This is a genomic window from Saccharopolyspora elongata (assembly GCF_004348985.1).
Lineage (GTDB): Bacteria > Actinomycetota > Actinomycetes > Mycobacteriales > Pseudonocardiaceae > Saccharopolyspora > Saccharopolyspora elongata.
The window spans coordinates 1-2600 of the sequence record NZ_SMKW01000196.1 but is presented as its reverse complement, the minus strand read 5'-3'; the positions used below and the strand labels follow the sequence as shown (position 1 = coordinate 2600).

At 69.0% G+C, this 2600-nt stretch carries 3 protein-coding genes and 2 pseudogenes; 3 read left to right on the top strand and 2 right to left on the bottom strand.

The genetic code is table 11. The features are described from left to right. Positions 1 to 140: pseudogene (locus E1288_RS49695) on the top strand (IS5/IS1182 family transposase); the annotation flags it as partial. Positions 141 to 146: 6 nt separating this feature from the next. Here E1288_RS49695 and E1288_RS50770 read toward each other — a convergent pair. Continuing rightward, a complete protein-coding gene (locus E1288_RS50770) occupies positions 147 to 674 on the bottom strand; it encodes a hypothetical protein (protein WP_235884308.1) in 528 nt (175 codons plus the stop codon). Positions 675 to 786: 112 nt separating this feature from the next. Continuing rightward, positions 787 to 1176 (bottom strand): annotated as a pseudogene (locus tag E1288_RS50765) (NAD(P)-binding domain-containing protein); the annotation flags it as partial. 152 nt (positions 1177 to 1328) lie between these two features. Here E1288_RS50765 and E1288_RS46220 point away from each other — a divergent pair. After that, on the top strand, positions 1329 to 1706 hold the full coding sequence (locus tag E1288_RS46220) for an ArsR/SmtB family transcription factor (RefSeq protein WP_132495671.1): 378 nt from the start codon (positions 1329 to 1331) through the stop codon (positions 1704 to 1706). Further along, positions 1703 to 2600, top strand: an 898-nt coding sequence (gene arsB / locus E1288_RS46215; RefSeq protein WP_132495669.1) for an ACR3 family arsenite efflux transporter, incomplete at its 3' end; no start/stop codon positions are given. The genes E1288_RS46220 and arsB, both read left to right, overlap by 4 nt.

Below are 2600 nucleotides of genomic sequence, written 5' to 3'. Positions count from 1 at the left end.
TCGTCGAGCGCACAATCGCCTGGTACCACGGCATGCGACGCCTCCGCATCCGCTGGGAACGCCGCGACGACATCCACGAAGCGTTCCTCGGCCTGGCCACCTGCATCATCTGCTACCGACACATCAAAACCCTTTGTTAGGAACCCTTAGCCGGGGGCTTCGCGCTGCTGGAGCTCCTCGGCGATCTCGGCCACGGTCGCCTTTGCGGTCCGGCTGGCGCCGACCAGCGTGGCGGAGGCCCAGCCGGTCCAGTCCCCGTAGCCGAGCAGGTGCAGTCGCGGCTCCTGAAGGCAGCGGGTCCCCTCGGTCAGCACCACACCATCACGCAGGCCCAGACCCAGGGGTGCGAGGTGGTCGAGGTGGGGGCGGAAGCCGGTGCACCAGATGATCGCGTCGCAAGCCAGCTCAGTGCCGTCGTTCCAGGCGATCCCGTGTTCGGTGAGCCCGTCGAACATCGGCTCTGCACGCAGGACACCGCGGTCCCGGGCGGTGCGCACGCTGGGCACCATCACGATATCGCCGAGGCTTCGCGGTCCTCCGTTGTCGGGGATGCCGGCTCGGCGGGCGGCCTCGCGCTGGGTGGCCACGTCGAACAGCACTCGCCCGTCGACCTCGTCGGGCATGAACCGCGGCGACCGGAGGGTCGTCCACGTCGTCTCGGCCACAGTGGACACCTCGGCGAGGATCTGCGCCGCGGAATTGCCGCCACCGACCGGAGAATTCCTGCGGGGTGCGGTAGTCGATGGTGTGCAGCTGCTGGCCCGCGAACAGCTCCTGGCCGGGGTAGGACGGCAGGTGGGCCGTCCAGGTGCCGGTCGCGCTGATCACGACCCGGGCCCGCCACACGCCCCGGTCGGTCTGCACCGCCAGCCACGCGCCCGCATCATGCACATCCTCCACCCGCACGGGCCGCTGCACCGGCAGCCGGTAGCGCTGTTCGTAGGCGGCGAGGTAATCCACCACGTGTTCGGCCGTGGGGAACTCTTCGCCGGGTTGCCGGGGCATCCACCACCCGGGTAGCGGGCTGTACTCGGCCGGTGAGAACAACCGCAGCGATTCCCAGTAGTGCCGCCAGGCGCCACCGGGTTCGGTCTGGTCGTCGAGGATGACGAAGTCCAGGTCCGCCCGCCGCAGGAAATACCCCGCCGCCAGCCCGGCCTGACCGCCACCGATCACCACCACGTCCCGGACCCCGGCCACTCCCACGCCTCCTCGATCTGCTTACGACTACCGGGCCTTCCGGGGCGCGGCGAGTCGCCGGTCACATCGCGGCAGGAAGGCCGCCACCGAGCTTGCGTTCTTATCTAGATGAATGTCAAGTTAGACGCATGTCGAACCAAGAGCTGCCGATCGTCTCGTGCGACGACGCCGAGCCCTGTGCCAGCGCCGTGATGCGCGAGCCGCTGACCGCTGAACAGGCCACCGAGCTGGCGAAGGTGTTCAAGGCGATCGGCGAGCCGGTGCGGCTGCGGCTGCTGTCGCTGATCGCCTCCCACGCCGGCGGCGAGGCCTGCGTGTGCGACCTCACCGACGCCTTCGAGCTCTCCGGCCCCACGATCTCCCACCACCTCAAGGTTCTGCGCGAAGCCGGGATCGTCGAGGGCGACCGGCGTGGCACGTGGATCTACTACCGCGTCCGCCCCGAGACCCTGCGGCTGCTGTCGGACTCCCTGGCCCCCGCGACGGACGCGGTGGTGACGGCATGAGCCAGGGCACCGACAACGCTGTGGTCGCCAAACTGTCCACCCTGGACCGGCTGCTGCCGGTGTGGATCGGCGCCGCCATGGTCGTCGGCTTGCTCGCGGGACGGTGGATTCCCGAGCTCGGCCCGGCACTGGACACGGTGCAGATCGACGGGGTCTCGCTGCCGATCGCCCTGGGCTTGCTGGTGATGATGTACCCGGTGCTGGCCAAGGTCCGCTACGACCGGCTGGACACCGTCACCGGCGACAAGCGCCTCATGGTCTCCTCGTTGGTGCTGAACTGGGTCCTCGGCCCGGCACTGATGTTCGCGCTGGCCTGGATCTTCCTGCCCGACCTGCCCGAGTACCGCACCGGCCTGATCATCGTGGGCCTGGCGCGCTGCATCGCCATGGTGATCATCTGGAACGACCTGGCCTGCGGCGACCGGGAGGCCGCCGCCGTCCTCGTGGCGCTGAACTCGGTGTTCCAGGTCATCGCCTTCGCCGGCCTCGGCTGGTTCTACCTGTCGGTGCTGCCGGGCTGGCTCGGCCTGCCCCAGGTCGGGCTGGACGTTTCGGCGTGGGAGATCGCCAAGAATGTGCTGATCTTCCTCGGCATCCCGCTCGTCGCCGGCTACCTCACCCGCAAGCTCGGCGAGAAGGCCAAGGGCCGCCAGTGGTATGAGGACCAGTTCCTGCCCAAGATCGGGCCGGTCGCCCTCTACGGGCTGCTGTTCACCATCGTGATCCTCTTCGCCCTCCAGGGCGACGCGATCACCTCCAACCCGCTGGACGTAGTCCGCATCGCGCTGCCGCTGCTGGTCTACTTCGCCGTGATGTGGGCCGGATCGTTCGCCCTGGGCAAGGCCATCGGCCTGAACTACGAACGCTCGGCGACGCTGTCGTTCACCGCCGCGG

What these genes read in the sequence shown, in the direction of transcription:
- E1288_RS46220 (WP_132495671.1), top strand. Translation starts at nt 1,329, where the DNA reads ATGTCGAACCAAGAGCTGCCGATCGTCTCGTGCGACGACGCCGAGCCC.